Origin of the sequence: Rhodovulum sulfidophilum DSM 1374 (genome assembly GCF_001633165.1) — a bacterium.
GTDB classification, from domain to species: Bacteria; Pseudomonadota; Alphaproteobacteria; order Rhodobacterales; family Rhodobacteraceae; genus Rhodovulum; species Rhodovulum sulfidophilum.
The window spans coordinates 2842390-2859361 of the sequence record NZ_CP015418.1; the positions used below are offsets into that span (position 1 = coordinate 2842390).

The window sequence follows — 16972 nt, forward strand, 5'->3', positions numbered from 1 at the left end:
CCTTCTCGGGATCTGGATGGGGTCGGCGGCCGTCGCCGGCCCCCTGACCCAGGTGGTCACCGGCCCGGCTCTGTCCCCCCTGCCTTTCACCGCCCTGCCCTTCACCGCCGCCGAACAGGCCCGCATCGCACAGGCAACCGCCCTGCCGCGCGATTTCACGCGCCCGCAGCCCTTCGAGGCGCTGGCAGGCGGGGCGGGCACGGTCGCGGGGGCGGCGGCCTTCTCTTCGCCGCTGGCAAACCTGCCCCCGGGCGAGGGGCTCGACTTTCGCGGCGGGCAGGCGCTTTTCGACCGCGGCTGGGTCTCGGCCCCCGCCTCGACCATCGCCTCGGACGGGCTCGGGCCACTGTTCAACGCGCGCTCCTGCCTGGCCTGCCATCCGGGCGGCGGCCGCGGCGCGGCGCCTGCGGGCCCCGGAGACCTGCCCGCAGCACTTATGCTTCAGCTCGGGGTCCCCGACCCGGCCGCCATCGAGGGCTATCTGAGCGCGCATCCCGACCCGGTCTATGGCCGCCAGATCCAGCCGCTGGGCCTGCCCGGGCAAACCGCCGAAGGCCGCCCCCGGGTCGCCTATGACGAGATCGCGGTCACGCTGTCCGAGGGCGAAAGCGCGACTCTGCGCCGGCCCCGCTATGAGCTGGCCGAGCCCGGTTTCGGCCCGCTGGACGAGGCCACCGTCATCAGCCCGCGCATCGCGCCCGGGCTGGCCGGGCTGGGGCTGCTCGAGGCGATCCCCGAACAGGCGATCCTTGCGCTGGCCGATCCCGATGATGCCGATGGCGACGGCATTTCCGGGCGGGCCAGTCTGCTGCCCGGCCCCGGGGGCCAGCCGGTCTTGGGCCGCTTCGGCTGGACCGCCGCGCAGCCGACGCTTCAGGCCCAGATCGCCCATGCCTTCGCCCATGACATCGGGCTGAGCTCGCCGCTTTACCCTTCGGGCCATGGCGACTGCACCCCGGTCCAGACCGGTTGCCGCGCCGCGCCCGATGGCGGCGATCCCGAACAGGACGGCTTCGAGATCTCGGCCACCGCGCTCGATCTGGTGACCCGGCATGCCCGCCATACCGCCGTGCCGGCCCGGCGCGACGCGGATGCGCCCGAGGTGCTGGCGGGCAAGAAGCTGTTCCACGATACCGGCTGCGCCGCCTGTCACCGCCCCGCCTTCGTCACCCGCCGCCTGCCCGAGGCGCCCGCGCTGAGCTTTCAGCTGATCTGGCCCCATACCGATCTTCTGCTCCATGACATGGGCGAGGGTCTGGCCGGGGGCGGTGCCGGGGCCTCGGGGCGGGAATGGCGCACGCCGCCGCTCTGGGGTCTGGGGCTGGCCCGTGCGCTGGAACCGCAGGCGGGCTATCTGCATGACGGCCGCGCCCGGACCCTGCTTGAAGCCGTGCTCTGGCATGGTGGCGAGGCCGCCCCCGCCCGCGACCGGGTCGCGACGATGCCCGCCAGCGACCGTGCCGCCCTGATCCGTTTCCTGGAGAGCCTATGATCCGAAGAACCGTCCTTGCCTTCGCGCTGGCGCTCGGCGCCACCCCCTTGGCCAGCCCTCTCGCTGCCGCGCCCGCCGATATTGCCGATGCGGTGATCGACCGCCATGTGCTGCCCGGTTTCGCCCGGTTCGAAGCCTCGACCGCCAAGCTGCAAGCCGCGGCCGAGGCCGATTGCGATCCCGGCTCCGAGCCGCTTCGCGCCGCCTGGAACGAGGCCTTCGATGCCTGGCTTGCGGTCAGCCATCTGCGGCTCGGCCCGACCGAGACCGACAATCGCGCCTTCGCGCTGGCCTTCTGGCCCGACTCGCGCGGGATGACGCCGAGGACCCTGTCCGGGCTGATCGCCGATGCCGATCCGGTGGTGGAAAGCGAAGCGGACTTCGCCACCGTCTCGGTCGCGGCGCGGGGCTTCTACGCGCTCGAATACCTGCTTTACGATCCGGATTTCGCCGAGGCCTCGCCCTATGGCTGTGCCCTGATCCGGGCCGAGGCGCGCGACATCCATGCCCTCGCGTCCGCGATCCTGGCCGACTGGCAGAACGGCTATGCCGATCTGATGCGCAACCCCGGCCCCGGCACGCCCTACAAGACCGACAAGGAGGTGCTCAAGGCCTTCTTCACCGCGCTTCATGAGGGGCTGCAGGTCGATGTCGATCTGAGGCTCGGCCGTCCGCTCGGCACCTTCGAGCGGCCGCGCCCGAGCAGGGCCGAAAGCCGGCGCTCGGGCCGGTCGCTGCATAATGTGACGGTGACGCTGGCGGCGATGCGCGAGCTGGCGATGCTGATGGCCTCGGAAGACCCGGCCAGCGCCGCCGCGCTGACCGCCGATTTCGACCGGGCCGACCGGGTCGCGGCCGATCTGGACGATCCGGTCTTTGCCGGGGTGACGACGCCGCAGGGGCGGCTGAGGGTCGAGATCCTGCAACAGGCGATCCACGAGATCGCCGAGGAAAGCCGGGCCAGCCTCGGCCCCGCGCTTGGCGTCGCCGCCGGGTTCAATTCGAGAGACGGAGACTGACATGGCCGATCGCCGAAGCTTCCTGACCGGGGCGCTTGCCGCCTCGCTCTGCCCCCGGGTCGGCTGGGCCGATGCCGGCAGCCCGGCCTTTCTGAGCGCCGCGCAGGAAAGCGACGGGCGGCAGATGCTGGTCGGGCTGGACGCGGCGGGGGCCGAACGGTTCCGCCTTCCCTTGCCCCAGCGCGGCCATGCCGCCGCCGCCCATCCGATCCGCCCCGAAGCCACCGCCTTCGCCCGCCGCCCCGGCACCTTCGCGCTGGTGATCGATTGCCGCGAGGGCCGGGTGAATGCCGTGCTCGACGCGCCCGAGGGGCGGCATTTCTACGGCCATGGCGCCTATTCCGCCGACGGGCGCTACATGTACACCGCCGAAAACGACTACGACACGGCGCGCGGCGTGATCGGGGTCTGGGATACCGAGGCAGGCTATCTTCGGGTCGGCGAATTCGAGAGCCACGGCATCGGCCCGCATGACATCAAGCTCATGCCCGACGGGAAGAGCCTGGTCATCGCCAATGGCGGCATCGAGACCCATCCCGACAGCGGCCGGACCAAGCTCAACATCCCGTTCATGGAACCGAACCTCGCCTATGTCAGCACCGAGGGGACGCTGCTTGAAACCATCGCGCCGCCCGCCGACTGGCACATGAGCTCGATCCGGCATCTGGCGCTGGGACCGGGCGGAACCGTCGCCTTCGCCATGCAATGGCAGGGCCCGAGGGCCGAGATGCCGCCGCTTCTGGGGCTGCACCGGCGGGGAACCGCGCCGGTCTGGCTGGACGCGCCGGAGGCGGAACATGCCGCGATGCAGGGCTATGCCGGCTCGGTCGCGATCTCGGAGGACGGGGCCGAGGCCGCGATCTCGTCGCCGCGCGGCGGCCGGGTGCATGTCTTCGACATTGCCGGGGCGCGGTTTGCGGGCGCGATCGAGGCGCGCGATGTCTGCGGCCTCGCCCCTGCCGCGGGTGGCGGCTTCGTCGCCACGACCGGGACCGGGGCGGTGATGGGGCTGCGCGACCTGCATCCGGTCTGGACGACGCAGCAGGCCCGCGCCTTCGACAACCACCTGGTGACGGTGGGCGCCGCCTGACGGCCCGCCCCCCGGCTCAGCCGAGTTCCAGCGTCGCCACCGCCGCGATGACGGGACCCGGCTGCGGGGCCGGGCCGCGATACATCCGGGCCGTGCCGAAGACCGGGGCCAGCCCCAGCCCCGCACAATGCCCGGCAAGCCAGCGGCTCGGCTCGGGCACGTCGATCATCACCGGCGCGCCATGGGCGACGCGGCCGCAGGTCTCGAGCAAGGCCGCCGCGACCGCCGTGTCCCCGGTCACAAGCGGGCCGATCTTCCAGCCCTCGCGACAGGCCCGGATCGTGGCAAAACCCGCGATCTCTCCGGCGGCGCGGCAGACCAGCGTGCGCCGGGTCTTGGTATCGCTCGCCCAGGCCGACAGGAAGGCGCGCTTCTCGAAGCCGGTGGCCCCGGCCTCCATCGCGATCAGCGTCCCGAGATCGTCGCGCAGCACCGGCCCGATGCCGGGATGGGCGCGGCCCGGCAGCACTCCGGCATAGCGCACCGTCCGCCCGGCCGGTTCGAACCCGCTCTTGCGGTAATTGCCCTGCTGCGCCTCGACCCCGTCGAGCCCCACCGTCCGCGCCCCCGCATGGGCCAGCGCATGGGTCCAGAGCGCATGGCCGATGCCCTGCCCGCGCCAGTCCGGCCGGCAGAGGTAAAGCCCCAGGAAGGCCAGCGCATCGGTATGGTTCACAACCGAGATCGCGGCCACGATCCGGCCCTCGACCTCGGCCACGAAGAAGCCGCCGGGATCGGTCGCGTAGAAGGCCGCGGCATCGTCGAGCCCGGGGTTCCAGCCCTCCTCCGCGGCCCAGTCCAGCACCGCGGGCAGTTCCCCGGCCGTCATCCTGCGCAGTTTCATTCGCCTGTCAGAGCCTCCCTCAGCGTCAGCGGCACCGGCACGGGCTCGTGCAGATCGAGCAGCGACAACAGGTCCAGCAGATGGCCCTTCATCACCTCTTCGGCCCGGTCGCCGTCGCGATCCTCCATCGCGCGCATCAGCGCGTGATGGGCATGGCTCTCGCACATCGCCTGCGGTCGCCGCCAGTAGAGCGCGATCACCAGCGACGAGCGCGAGATCAGCTGCGCGATGAAGCCCGCGATGATGGCCTGATCGGCGATCCGCGCGATCTCTATATGGAACTGCCCCGACAGGCGCAGCGCCTGCCCGCTCCGGCCCGCCGCCAGCGCCGCGTGCTCCTGCGCGATATGGTGGCTGAGCAGCCCGATATCCTGCGGCGTCGCGCGCAGGGCGGCCGAGCGCGCGGTGCGGGGTTCGACAAGGGCGCGCGCCTCGAACACCTCGCGCGCCTCGCGCACGGTCGGCTGGGCCACGAAGGCGCCGCGATGGGGCTCGATGGCGACCAGGTTGTCATGCGCAAGCTGCTGCAGCGCCGCCCGCACGATGGTGCGGCTGACCCCGAAGATCTCGCCCACCTCATCCTCGGACAGCTTCATCCCCGGGCCCAGCCGGCGCTCGTGGATCGCCCGGGTCAGATGCTCGGCCAGGTCGCGGGCACGGCTGGCCCGCCTGCTTTCATGGCGCGGTGTCGGGGACCGGTCGGTCACGGCGTTCTCCTCGTCTTCCCCTGTCTTGGCGCGTCCCGGACAGCCGGACAAGAATCCCTTGGGTTGTGAGGGATCGGCAAGCGGATCGTATACAATCTTCGATCACCTCTCGGACAATATTGTCCACATCCGCCCAAAATACCGGCGCCCCGCGAAAGACGGGGGCGGATCGCGCATCCGGGACTTTTCGTGGGCGGATCCGACCCGGAAAGGTGAGGCAATGGCTTCTGGGGAGCGGCATGCGCACTGAACTCGATCTGGAACTCGTGGCCCTGACGAAACGCTATGGCGAAACCGTCGCGGTCGATGGCATCCAACACCTGTTCAGGGGCGGCACCTATGCCTGCCTGCTGGGCCCGTCGGGCTGCGGCAAGTCCTCGACGCTCAGGATGATCGCCGGGCATGAAGAGGTCTCGGACGGGGCCATCGTGCTGGCAGGCCAGGATATCTCGCATCTGCCGCCCGCCCGGCGCGGCACCGCGATGATGTTCCAGAACTATGCGCTGTTTCCGCATCTGTCGGTCGTCGACAATGTCGCCTTCAGCCTGAAGATGAAGCGGGTCGAGCGCGAGACCCGGCGCCGCCGCGCGATGGCGCTGCTGGAACTCGTGCACATGACCGATTACGCCGAACGCCTGCCCGCCCAGCTTTCGGGCGGCCAGCAGCAGCGGGTGGCGCTGGCGCGCGCGCTGATCACCGATCCGCAGGTCTTGCTTCTGGACGAGCCGCTCTCGGCGCTCGACCCGTTCCTGCGCATCCGGATGCGGTCCGAGCTGAAGAAGCTGCAGCGCGAGCTGGGCATCACCTTCGTCCATGTCACCCATGGCCAGGACGAGGCGCTGGCGCTGGCTGACGAGATCGTGGTGATGAACGATGCGGTGATCGAGCAGGCCGGCCCCGCCCGCGAGGTGTTCAACAGCCCGCGCACCGAATTCGTCGCCCGCTTCATGGGCGGGCATAATGTCATCGCCCTGCCGCGCGGCCATTTCGCGATCCGCGCGGACCAGATCGCCGTGACCGAGGCCGAGACCGGCAAGCTCGACGGCCATGTCACCGGGATCGAGTACCAGGGCACCAGCGTCGCGCTGACGCTGATGACCGCGGGCGATCAGGAGCTTACCGCGATCATTCCCGAAGACCGGTATTTCGCCCGCCCGATCCAGCCCGGAGACGGCGTGGGACTGAACTGGGACGAAGACCACCTCCACGCGCTTAACGCGTAATCCCCTCAAGTCCAGCATGGAGACAGAGATGACCAAAGCCACCAGGACCGGCCTGAGCCGACGCCGCCTGCTGAAGGGCGCCGCCGCGGGCGTCGCGGCCAGCGCCTTTCCGGCGCCGATGATCTGGGCGCAGAACATCAAGGACGTGACCCTGCGCCAGTTCGGCACCGGGGTCTCGAACATCAACGAAGTGGCGCAGAAGGTGAAGGAGGATCTGGGCTTCACGCTCGAGATGACCGCGCTGGACAGCGACGCCGTCACCCAGCGCGCCGCGACCCAGCCCAAATCCTTCGACATCGCCGATATCGAATACTGGATCTGCAAGAAGGTCTGGCCGACCGGCAACCTGCAGGGGATGGATGTCGGCAGGATCAAGAATTACGACAAGATCGTCGGCATCTTCAAGGATGGCCGGCTGACGCCCGGATCGACCATCGCCCAGGGCACCTCGCCCAACAGCGTGGGCTTCACCGACGGCCCGGACGGGACCAGCTTTGCCGACCATGAAACCGGCTGGATGACCCTGATCCCGACGATCTACAATGCCGACACGCTGGGCATCCGCCCCGATCTCATCGACCATCCGGTCGAGAGCTGGGCCGAGCTTCTGAACCCCGCCTTCCGGGGCAAGGCCTCGATCCTCGACATCTCGGCCATCGGCATCATGGATGCGGCCATGGTCTGCGAGGCGATGGGCGAGATCCAGTATGGCGACAAGGGCAACATGACCCGCGACGAGATCGACAGGACCCTCGCGATCATGACCGAGGCCAAGAAGGCGGGCCAGTTCCGCGCCTTCTGGAAGACCTTCGACGAAAGCGTCAACCTGATGGCCTCGGGCGAGGTGGTGATCCAGTCGATGTGGTCGCCCGCCATCACCGCGGTCAAGTCACGCGGCATCCCCTGCGTCTACCAGCCGCTGAAAGAGGGCTACCGGGCCTGGGGCGGCGGGATCGGGCTGTCGAAGAACCTCTCGGGGATCGAGCTCGACGCGGCCTATGACTATATCAACTGGTATCTCGAGGGCTGGGTCGGCGGCTTCCTGATGCGGCAGGGATACTATTCGGCGGTGCCGGAAACCTCGAAGAATTACATGACCGAGAACGAATGGGGCTACTGGTTCGAGGGCAAGCCCGCGACCGAGGTCATCACCAACCCCTATGGCGACGCGATGGCGCAGCCCGGCGAGACCCGCGACGGCGGGTCCTTCGAGGAACGCATGGGCCATATCGCCTGCTGGAACGCGGTCATGGACGAGAACCGCTACATGATCCGCAAGTGGAACGAGTTCATCGCCGCCTGACCCCCAGGGCGGCGCCCCGAGCCCGACACTGACGGGACCGGCGCGGGTTTCACGCCTTCCGTGGCGCCCGGTCCCTGCCCTTCCCCCGGACCCCCGGGGGAAGGGCTCCGTTCCGGAAAAGAAGAGAGCGCGCATGTCCGCCCATCCGACGACCTCCCCCGCCGCCCCGGGCTCGCTGCCCGGCGCGCTTTTGAAGAACCGCCATGTCTCGGGCTGGTTGCTGGCCTCGCCGCTGGGGCTGGTGCTTGCGGTCTTCCTGCTGCTGCCGATCGCGATGATCGCGGTCGTCAGCTTCTGGGGCGCGACCGAATTCTCGATCTATCCGGATTTCCAGTGGGACAATTACGCGTTCCTGCTGAGCTCGCCCGTGACCTACAAGGTCTTTCTCAACACCTTCAAATACGCGGTCCTGACCTGGATCTTCACGCTGGGCATCGGTTTCACGGTGGCCTATTTCCTGGCCTTCCATATCCGCAGCCTGACCTGGCAGATCGCGCTGTTCCTGCTGTGCACCATTCCGTTCTGGACCTCGAACATCATCCGGATGATTTCCTGGATCCCGTTTCTGGGGCGCAACGGCATCGCCAATTCGACGCTGATGTCGATGGGCGTGATCGACGCCCCTCTGGACTGGCTGTTGTATTCCGATTTCTCGGTGATCCTTGCCTTCGTCCACCTTTACACGTTGTTCATGGTGGTGCCGATCTTCAACAGCATGATGCGGATCGACCGCGCGCTGATCGAGGCCGCCTATGATGCCGGCGCGACCGGATTCCAGACGCTGACCAATGTCATCATCCCGCTCTGCAAGCCCGGCATCATGATCGGCTCGATCTTCGTGGTGACGCTGGTGATGGGCGATTTCATCACCGTGCGCTTCATGTCGGGCTCGCAATCGGCCAATGTGGGCAGGCTGATCTCGAATGACATCGCGCTTCTGCAATACCCCTCGGCCGCCGCCACCGCCGTCATCCTGCTGATCACGGTGCTGATGGTGATCGGCATCCTGCTGCGTTTCGTCGACATCCGGAAGGAGCTTTGACATGGACCGCCGCCCCCGTTCCTTCTACCTGCTGGCCGCCTTCTTCGCGCTGTTCCTGCTGTTTCTCTACGGCCCGACCTTCACCATCGCCATTCTCAGCTTCCAGGGCCCCGAAGGCGGGCTGACCTTCCCGATGCGGGGCGTCTCGCTGCACTGGTTCCGCGATCTGTTCGAACAACAGGCCGTCGGCGACATCTGGGGCAGCTTCGGGCGGTCCTTCACGCTGGGGCTGATGGTGATGGTGACGACGGTCATCGTCTCGGTGATGGGCGGGCTTGCCTTCCGCAAGCGCTTTGCCGGGTCGGGGGTCCTGTTCTACATGGTGGTGACCTCGCTCGTGATTCCCTCTATCCTTGTCTCGCTGGGGGTCGGGCTGATCTTCAGCCAGTCGGGGCTTGACGTGCACTGGGCGACATCGGGCTTCGGGGCGCAGCTGACCTGGACCCTGCCCTTCGGGCTTCTGATCATGTTCGCGGTCTTCAACCGCTTCGACAAAAGCTATGAGGAGGCCGCGCGCGACCAGGGAGCCACCGCCTGGCAGACGATCCGCCATGTGGTGCTGCCGATCATCGCGCCCTCGCTGATCGGGGTGGCGCTGTTCGGCTTCACCCTCAGCTATGACGAATTCGCCCGCACCCTGCTGACCGCGGGCAGCCACAACACCCTGCCGCTGGAGATCTACGGCATGACCACCAATGTCACGACCCCGGTCATCTTCGCGCTCGGCACGCTGACCACGGCCTTTTCGCTGGCGGTGATCGGCGTCTTCCTCGCCACGGTCTGGACCATGAACCGCCGCCGCGCGCGGCGGGGCTCGGATGCCGGTCAGGGGATGGTCTGAGCCATGACCGTCATCGTCATCAACCCCAATTCCACCGCCGCCATGACCGGTTCGATCCTCGCCATGGCCGAGACGGCGGCCCCGGGCGTGGCCTTCGAGGGCTGGACCTCGACCCTGGCCCCGCCCGCGATCCAGGGCCCCGAGGATGTCGCGGCCGCGACGCCGCCCCTGCTGGAACTGGTCGCCCAGGCCGCCCGGCGCGGTGCCGGGGGCGTCATCCTCGCCTGTTTCGACGATCCGGCGCTGGCCGAGGCGCGGGCCTGCGCGCCCTGCCCGGTGATCGGCGTGGGACAGGCGGCCTTTCACCATGCCGCGCTGAGGGGCTGGCGGTTTTCGGTGGTGACCACCCTGCCCGCCGCCATCCCGGCGATCGAGGCCAATATCAGGAATTACGGGCTGTCGCAGCATCTGGCCCGGGTCCGGGCCAGCGACGTGCCGGTGCTGGCCCTCGAGGACGACACCGAGGCCGCCTGCGCCCGGATCGCCGAAGAGGCCGAACGCGCCGTGGCCGAGGACGATATCGAGGCGGTGATCCTCGGCTGCGCCGGCATGGCCAAGGTCACAGGCCATCTGCGCACCCGGCTTCCGGTACCGGTGATCGACGGGGTCGAGACCGCCGCCCGCTTCGTCTCGGTGCTCTGAGGCAGCGGCCCGGCGCCGGGATGGTCCCGGCAACGGAGGGCCGTTTCGAGACCGGGCGTCGGCGCCCGAAGGCCGTTTCGGAAGCCGGGCGTCAGCGCTGTCGAGGCCGGGCGTCAGCGCCCGGCGCGGACCATGATCCGGGCCGCGCGCCGGACCGGCTCGCTGTCGGCCAGATCGGCGGCGGCCGGACCGATCCGGCGGCGCCAGTTGGGATGGCTGTCGACGGTGCCGGGCAGGTTCGCCTGCTCGGTCGCGCCCAGCATGTCCTCGGTCTGCAGCGCGATCAGCCGGGCCGGACTGGCCGCGAGCGCGGCATGCAGCGCATCCACCCCGGCCCCGCCGATCCGGACGCCGAGCGCCTGGGCCTGACCCGTGCGTTCGGCCGCAAGCGCCTCGGCACGTTCGGGCGGAATATGGCCAAGCCTCCGATGCCAGTCGATGTCGCGCCCCGCGCCCCAGGCGGCAAAGGGCGGCAGATCGTGGCTGCCGAAACTGCCCAGAACCGGCTCGGGCCAGCTGGCGATCTCGGGATCGAACATCGCCAGACGACAGCCCAGAAGCCCGGAGGCCGCCAGATCCTCGCGCAAGCCCTCGGGCACATTGCCCAGATCCTCGCCCACGATCACTGCGCCCTCCCGCGCCGCCTCGATCCGCGCCACCGCCAGCAATGCGGCGCGCGGCATCTTCACATAACCGCCCGGCGCGCCGCCCTCGGGCACCCAGAAGGTGCGCTCGAAGCCGAGGATATGGTCGATCCGCAAGAGCCCGGCAAAGCGCAGCTGGGCGCGCAGGGTCTCGGCCAGCGGGCGGAAGCCGCGCGCGGCCAGCACCCCCGGCAGCATCGGCGCCAGCCCCCAGCTTTGCCCCTGCGGCGCGAAGGCATCGGGCGGCGCACCGAGCGAGACGCCCTGCGCGAACAGCCCCGGATCGGCCCAGGTCTCGGCCCCGGCCGGATGGGTGCCGACGGCAAGGTCGAGATACAGCCCCTGCGCCATCCCCGCCGCGGCGCCCGCCTCGCGGATCGCGGCCAGCTGGGTCTCGGCCAGGAACTGCAGCCAGGCATGGAACGCCACGGCATCGCCATTGGCCGCGGCGAAATCCGCGACTGCCGGGGCGGTGCAGGTGCGGTACTCGGCGGGCCAGTCGGGCCAGTAGGGGCCGAAGCGGTCGGAAAGCGCCTGATGGATGGCGAAAAGCTCCAGCTCCGGGCCGCGGGCGGCGCGGAACGCGGCCAGTTCGGACAGGGCTGCGGCGTCAAGCCCGGCGAAGGCGGCCTTCAGCGCCGCGAGACGCGCGGCGATGGCGGGCGGGTAATCGACCAGCTCGCCCCCGGGCGAGGCGGCCTCGCCGGGCACCGCCAGATGCGCGACGTTGAACCGGCGCCGGTGCGAGGGCGAATAGGGGCTGATCGCGTGCGGATCGGCGGGAAAGCCCGCATGGATCGGATTGACGCCGACAAAGCCCGCGCCGCGCCCGGCAAAGCCCTCCAGCGCCTGACGCAGATCGGCGTAATCGCCCAGCCCGCCGCGCCCGGCATCGCGCAATCCGTAAAGCGGCAGGACGACGCCCCAGCCACGCCGGGGCAAAGCCAGCGCGGGCGGCGCGGAAAGCAACGCCGTCTCTTCCGCGCCGACGCGCAGCCGGTGGAACCCCAGAGGCAGGGCGGGCAGCGGATCCTCCGCGCGCCCCTCGATCACGCCGCCGGTTTCAAGCTCGATCCGCCAGGCGGCCGGAACGTCCAGCGCGGGCGCGCGGCCCTCGTCCAGGACCAGCCAGTCGGGAAGATGGCGCGCGGCCCGGGCGGCCTCGAGCGCGTCCAGCGACGCCGCCGCCTCGGCCTCGGTCGCGGCCGCCAGCCCCATCGCCGCCAGCAGCGCCTGCGCCGTCTCGGGCGCGGTCGGCCGCTCGGTGCCGGTCAGGTCGCGATAGCCGGGCAGGATCCCCGAGGCCCGGGCAAGGGCGGCAAGGCTGCTCAAACCGGCGGCTCCTCTTCCAGCACGAAGACCGCCACCGCCTCGGCCGGCATCCCGAATATGCCCTCGACCGGCTCGGGCACGAGCTCGGGGCGCGAGCTGTCCAGATGCAGGGCCCAGTGCTGGCCCTCGGGCGCGTCGGGCACCGTCACCTCGACCGCGCCACCAGCATTGAAAACCGCGAAGATCGCGTATTCGAGCGCGGCATAGCGCGGCGTGCCCGAGGCGGTGCGGATCTCGACCGCCAGCAGCCGCAGGTCGGGATCTTCCCAGTCCGAGCGGCACATCGGCTGGCCATCGGCCCGGCGCCAGAACAGATCCTCGATACCGTCGAGCGCACGCTCGCGCGAGTGCAGGAACAGCTTCTGGCGCAGGATCGGATGCGCCTTGCGAAAGGCGATGCATTTCGCGGTGAAGTCGAGAAAGGCCTCGTCGGCGCCCTGCCAGTCGACCCAAGCGGTGGCATTGTCCTGGCAATAGGCGTTGTTGTTGCCATGCTGGGTATGGCCGATCTCGTCGCCCGCGAGGATCATCGGCACGCCCTGGCTGAGCAGAAGCGTCGCCATCATGCTGCGCCGCCGCTGTGCCCTTGCCGCGATGATGGCAGGCTCGGGGCTGGGCCCCTCGGCGCCCATGTTGTCCGAGAAATTCGCCGAATGGCCGTCGCGATTATCCTCGCCATTGGCCTCGTTATGCTTGTCGTTGTAGCTGACCACATCCAGGAGCGTGAACCCGTCATGGGCGGTCAGCAGGTTCACGCTCGAGGTCGCGGGCCGCCCGGAATGGTCGAATTGCGGCGAAGAGCCAACCAGCCGCGCCGCCAGATCCGGCACCCGCCCCGGATCGCCCCGCCAGAACCGGCGCACGCCGTCGCGGAACTTGTCGTTCCATTCCGAGAAGGGCGGCGGGAAGGCCCCCAGCTGATAGCCGCCCGGGCCGATATCCCAGGGTTCGGCGATCAGCTTGACCCGGGACAGCACCGGATCCTGCCGCATCGCCTGGAAGATCGCGGCATTGGGGTGGAAGCCGTCCGCGCCCCGCCCCAGCGTCGCCGCCAGATCGAAGCGGAAGCCGTCGACATGCATGGTCTCGACCCAGTAGCGCAGGCTGTCCATCACCATCCGGAGCACCATCGGATGGCCGGTATTCAGGGTATTGCCGCAGCCGGTATCGTTGACGTAATAGCGCCGGTCCTCGGACAGCCGGTAATAGCTGGCATTGTCGATGCCGCGAAACGACAGCGTCGGCCCCATCTCGTTGCCTTCGCAGGTATGGTTGTAGACGACGTCCAGAAGCACCTCGATGCCCGCCGAATGCAGCCGCGCCACCATGCGCTGGAATTCCGAGATGTCGCCGGTCTCCATGTAGCGCGGATCGGGGGCGAAGAAGGCCAGGGTCTGATAGCCCCAGTAATTGGTCAGCCCCTTCTCGACCAGGAAACTGTCGTTGAGGAAGGCCTGCACCGGCAGAAGCTCGATCGCGGTGATGCCGAGCCTTTGCAGATGCTCCAGCATCGGGTCCGAGGCCAGCGCCCGGAAATGGCCCGGCGCGTGCAGCCGCGGATGGCGGCAGGTCAGGCCCTTGACATGGGCCTCGTAGATCACGGTCTCGGCCATCGGCGTGGCGGGCGGGGCATCGTCGCCCCAGTCGATGTCGGGGGCCACCACGACCGAGCGCGGCACATAGGGGGCGCTGTCGCGCTTGTCGAAGCTGAGATCGCCCTGGGCCGCCCCCACCTCGTAGCCCATCAGCGCATCGTGCCAGCGCGGCTGGCCCGAGATCTGCCGGGCATAGGGATCGAGCAGGAGCTTGTTGGGATTGAAGCGGTGGCCCTGGTCGGGATTGTAGGGGCCCGAGATCCGGTAGCCGTAATGCTGGCCCGGCTCCAGCCCGTCGATCCGGCCATGCCAGACATGATGCGTGCGCTCGGGAAGATCGATATTGGCAAGCTCGGTATGGCCGGTCTCGTCGAACAGGCACAGCGACACCCGGCTGGCATGTTCCGAGAAGATCGCGAAATTGACCCCCTCCCCATCATATCGGGCCCCGAGCGTATTCGGGCAACCGGCGGCAATGGTCGTGGGCAGCATGTGCGATGACGTCATGAGGGGGGTGATATCTCTCGGAAGAGGCGCGCATAGGCGGCGGCAGAGCCCTGCCAGCCGACCGGGGCGCGCATTGCGTTGCGCTGGAGTTTCGCGAACAGCTCGGGGTCGGCATGCAGATCGCAGAGCCGGTCAAGCGCGACCGACAGCGCCTCGGCATTGACCGGCGCGAACTGGATGCCGGTGGCCACGCCCGCGGCCAGCGCCGCCGGATTGGCGTCGATCACGGTATCGGCAAGCCCGCCGGTGCGGGCGACGACCGGAATGGTGCCATAGCGCAGCCCGTAAAGCTGGGTCAGGCCGCAGGGCTCGAAGCGCGAGGGCAGCAGGATCGCGTCGCCCCCCGCGATCAGCCGGTGGGCCAGCGCCTCGTCATAACCGATCCGGACCGCGACGCCCTCATGGCGCTGGGCGGCCGAGCGCCATGCCTGTTCCAGCGGCGGCTCGCCCGAGCCCAGCAGCGCCAGCCGCCCGCCCCGCGCCACCAGATCGGGCAGCGCCTGCAACAGCAGATCGAGCCCCTTCTGCCCGGTCAGCCGCGAGACCACGACGCAAAGCGGCCCCGGCCCCTCGGTCAGGCCCATTTCCTCGAGCAGCGCGGCGCGGGCCTTGGCCTTGCCGCGGGGCTGCTTGAAGCGCAGCGCATGGGGATCGGTCGCCGGGTCCCAGTCGGCCTCGTCGATGCCGTTCAGGATGCCCAGCACGTCGCCCGCCCGCGCCCGGATCACGCCGTCGAGCCCGCCGCCGAATTCGGGGGTTCGGAGCTCGCGCGCATAGGTCGGGCTGACGGTCGTCACCTTCCAGGCATAGACCAGCCCCGCCTTCAGCGCCGAAACCTGTCCGTAGAACTCCATGCCGCCGGGATGGAAGGCCCAGCCCGGCAGACCCAGCGCAGCCATCCTGCCCGCCGGCATCAGCCCGTGAAAGGCGATGTTGTGCACGGTCATCACCGTCGGCAGATCGACGCTGCGCGCCTTGAGATAGAGCGGCACCAGCCCGGCCTGCCAGTCATGGCACTGGATCAGGTCGGGGCGCCAGCCGCCCGCGCCCTCGGCGCCGATCTGCGCCCCCATCCAGGACAGCGCGCCGAAACGGATGTCGTTATCGGGCCAGTCGCAGCCGCCGCCGTCGAGATAGGGCCCGCCGGGCCGGTCGAAAAGATGCGCGGCCTCCAGCACGTAAAGCCTGAGCCCGCCATGGGTCGCGAAGCAAAGCCGCGCCGGGCCGCCGAAGAAATCATCGCTTTCCCACAGCGTCTCGCCGGTCCCGACCTTGGCCAGCACCGCCGGATAGCCCGGGATCAGCACCCGCATCTCGACGCCTTCGGCCTTCAGCGCCCCGGGCAGCGCCCCGGCCACATCCGCCAGCCCGCCGGTCTTGACCAGCGGCACGCATTCGGAGGCGACCGACAGGACGTTCAGGCTCATGCCTCCGCCCTCCGGTCCAGCATCGACTGGGTGATGAGGGTGATCCCGCCCTCGCTCACGCGGAACCATTTCGCGTCCTCTTCAGGGTCCTCGCCGACGACCAGCCCGGGCGGGATCACGACGCCCCGGTCGATCACCACATTGCTGAGCCGCGCGTGCCGGCCGACATCGACATAGGGCAGCACCACCGCATGGTCGAGCACCGCGTAGGAATTGGTACGCACCATGGTGAAGAGCAGCGAATTGCGCACCTCGGTGCCCGAGATGATGCAGCCGCCCGAAATCATCGAGGACACCGCCGAGCCGCGCCGGTCCTCCTCGTCATGGACGAACTTGGCGGGCGGCACCGATTCCGAATAGGTCCAGATCGGCCAGCTCTTGTCCCAGAGGTTCAGGTCGGGGGTGAAATCGGTCAGGTCGATATTGGCCTTCCAGAAGGCGTCGATGGTACCGACATCGCGCCAGTAGGCGGGCGAATCCGCGCGGTCCTTGACGCAGGACGAGGTGAAGCGATGCGCCATCGCCTTGCCGCCCCTGACGATGTCGGGGATCAGGTCCGAGCCGAAATCATGGCTGGATGCGGGATTGGCGGCATCCTCGATCAGCAGCGCGCGCAGGAATTTCCAGTCGAAGACATAGATCCCCATCGAGACGAGGCATTGATCGGGATCGTCCGGCATCCCCGGCGGGTCCTGCGGCTTCTCGATGAACTCGACGATCCGGTCGGTCTCGTCCACCTTCATCACCCCGAAGGCCGAGCCCTCCTCGCGCGGCACGGTCAGGCAGCCCACCGTCACCTCGGCGCCGCTTTCGACATGGCGGCGCAGCATGATCTCGTAATCCATCTTGTAGATGTGGTCGCCCGCGAGGATCAGGACATAATCGACGCCATAGCTGTCGACGATGTCGATATTCTGGGTCACCGCATCGGCCGTGCCCTGATACCACTGGCTTTCCGACACCCGCTGGCTGGCGGGCAGGATATCGAGATATTCATTGCGCTCGGCGCGGAAGAAATTCCAGCCGCGCTGACAATGGCGGATCAGCGAATGCGCCTTGTACTGGGTCGCGATCGCCATCTTGCGGATGCCCGAATTCAGCGCGTTCGACAGCGCGAAGTCGATGATCCGGGTCTTGCCGCCGAAATAGACCGCGGGCTTGGCCCGCATGTCGGTCAGCTCCTTCAGCCGGCTGCCCCGCCCGCCCGCCAGCACGAAGGCCATGCTTCGGTTTGCGAGCCTGCTGTAGCGCGTCTCCATCGTCC

14 protein-coding genes are annotated in these 16972 nt (G+C 69.0%); 8 read left to right on the plus strand and 6 right to left on the minus strand.

Going from position 1 to position 16972, the window contains the following annotated elements; genetic code table 11:
* Positions 1-16 precede the first annotated feature (16 nt).
* Genes A6W98_RS13390 through A6W98_RS13400 form a run of 3 tightly spaced genes read left to right on the plus strand, consistent with a single transcriptional unit; the run spans position 17 to position 3601 of the window.
* The gene (locus tag A6W98_RS13390; protein ID WP_072071695.1) at positions 17-1492 is read left to right on the plus strand and encodes a di-heme oxidoreductase family protein; all 1476 of its coding nucleotides are present in this window, start codon (positions 17-19) and stop codon (positions 1490-1492) included.
* Positions 1489-2511 (plus strand): imelysin family protein, encoded by a 1023-nt coding sequence (locus A6W98_RS13395; RefSeq protein ID WP_081251931.1) that lies wholly within the window; start codon positions 1489-1491, stop codon positions 2509-2511. Before A6W98_RS13390 ends, A6W98_RS13395 begins: the two co-directional genes overlap by 4 nt.
* A 1-nt stretch (position 2512) precedes the next feature.
* A complete protein-coding gene (locus tag A6W98_RS13400; RefSeq protein ID WP_042462229.1) occupies positions 2513-3601 on the plus strand; it encodes a DUF1513 domain-containing protein in 1089 nt (362 codons plus the stop codon).
* Between the two features lie 16 nt (positions 3602-3617).
* Here the strand turns inward: A6W98_RS13400 and A6W98_RS13405 are convergent, their stop codons facing one another.
* Entirely contained in the window at positions 3618-4430 is an 813-nt protein-coding gene (locus A6W98_RS13405; protein WP_247904406.1) for a GNAT family N-acetyltransferase, read from the minus strand.
* Positions 4431-4441: 11 nt separating this feature from the next.
* Positions 4442-5092 carry a GntR family transcriptional regulator gene (locus A6W98_RS13410; protein WP_231098448.1) on the minus strand — a complete coding sequence of 217 codons (651 nt, stop codon included), beginning with the start codon at positions 5090-5092 and terminating at the stop codon, positions 4442-4444.
* A gap of 299 nt (positions 5093-5391) precedes the next feature.
* On the opposite strand from A6W98_RS13410, the gene A6W98_RS13415 reads away from it, so the two are divergent.
* The 5 genes from A6W98_RS13415 to A6W98_RS13435 all read left to right on the plus strand — a co-directional run bounded on the left by A6W98_RS13415 (position 5392) and on the right by A6W98_RS13435 (position 10203).
* Entirely contained in the window at positions 5392-6375 is a 984-nt protein-coding gene (locus A6W98_RS13415) for an ABC transporter ATP-binding protein (protein WP_042462235.1), read from the plus strand.
* A 28-nt stretch (positions 6376-6403) separates the two neighbouring features.
* Positions 6404-7678 (plus strand): ABC transporter substrate-binding protein, encoded by a 1275-nt coding sequence (locus A6W98_RS13420; RefSeq protein ID WP_042462237.1) that lies wholly within the window; start codon positions 6404-6406, stop codon positions 7676-7678.
* 133 nt (positions 7679-7811) lie between these two features.
* The gene (locus A6W98_RS13425) at positions 7812-8720 is read left to right on the plus strand and encodes an ABC transporter permease (RefSeq protein ID WP_042462239.1); all 909 of its coding nucleotides are present in this window, start codon (positions 7812-7814) and stop codon (positions 8718-8720) included.
* 1 nt (position 8721) lies between these two features.
* On the plus strand, positions 8722-9561 hold the full coding sequence (locus A6W98_RS13430; protein WP_042462241.1) for an ABC transporter permease: 840 nt from the start codon (positions 8722-8724) through the stop codon (positions 9559-9561).
* A gap of 3 nt (positions 9562-9564) precedes the next feature.
* Entirely contained in the window at positions 9565-10203 is a 639-nt protein-coding gene (locus tag A6W98_RS13435) for an aspartate/glutamate racemase family protein (RefSeq protein ID WP_042462243.1), read from the plus strand.
* Between the two features lie 113 nt (positions 10204-10316).
* Here the strand turns inward: A6W98_RS13435 and malQ are convergent, their stop codons facing one another.
* From malQ to glgC, 4 genes are read right to left on the minus strand one after another with little or no spacing between them, the layout of a single operon-like run.
* A complete protein-coding gene (gene malQ / locus A6W98_RS13440; protein WP_042462245.1) occupies positions 10317-12179 on the minus strand; it encodes a 4-alpha-glucanotransferase in 1863 nt (620 codons plus the stop codon).
* A complete protein-coding gene (gene glgX / locus A6W98_RS13445; protein WP_247904407.1) occupies positions 12176-14281 on the minus strand; it encodes a glycogen debranching protein GlgX in 2106 nt (701 codons plus the stop codon). Before glgX ends, malQ begins: the two co-directional genes overlap by 4 nt.
* Complete coding sequence (gene glgA / locus A6W98_RS13450) at positions 14278-15708, minus strand: glycogen synthase GlgA (RefSeq protein WP_042462249.1); 1431 nt, start codon at positions 15706-15708, stop codon at positions 14278-14280. Before glgA ends, glgX begins: the two co-directional genes overlap by 4 nt.
* Positions 15705-16967: a glucose-1-phosphate adenylyltransferase gene (glgC, locus tag A6W98_RS13455; RefSeq protein WP_042462251.1), complete on the minus strand. Its 1263-nt coding sequence runs from the start codon at positions 16965-16967 to the stop codon at positions 15705-15707. The genes glgA and glgC overlap by 4 nt, the downstream gene beginning before the upstream one ends.
* Positions 16968-16972: the final 5 nt, after the last annotated feature.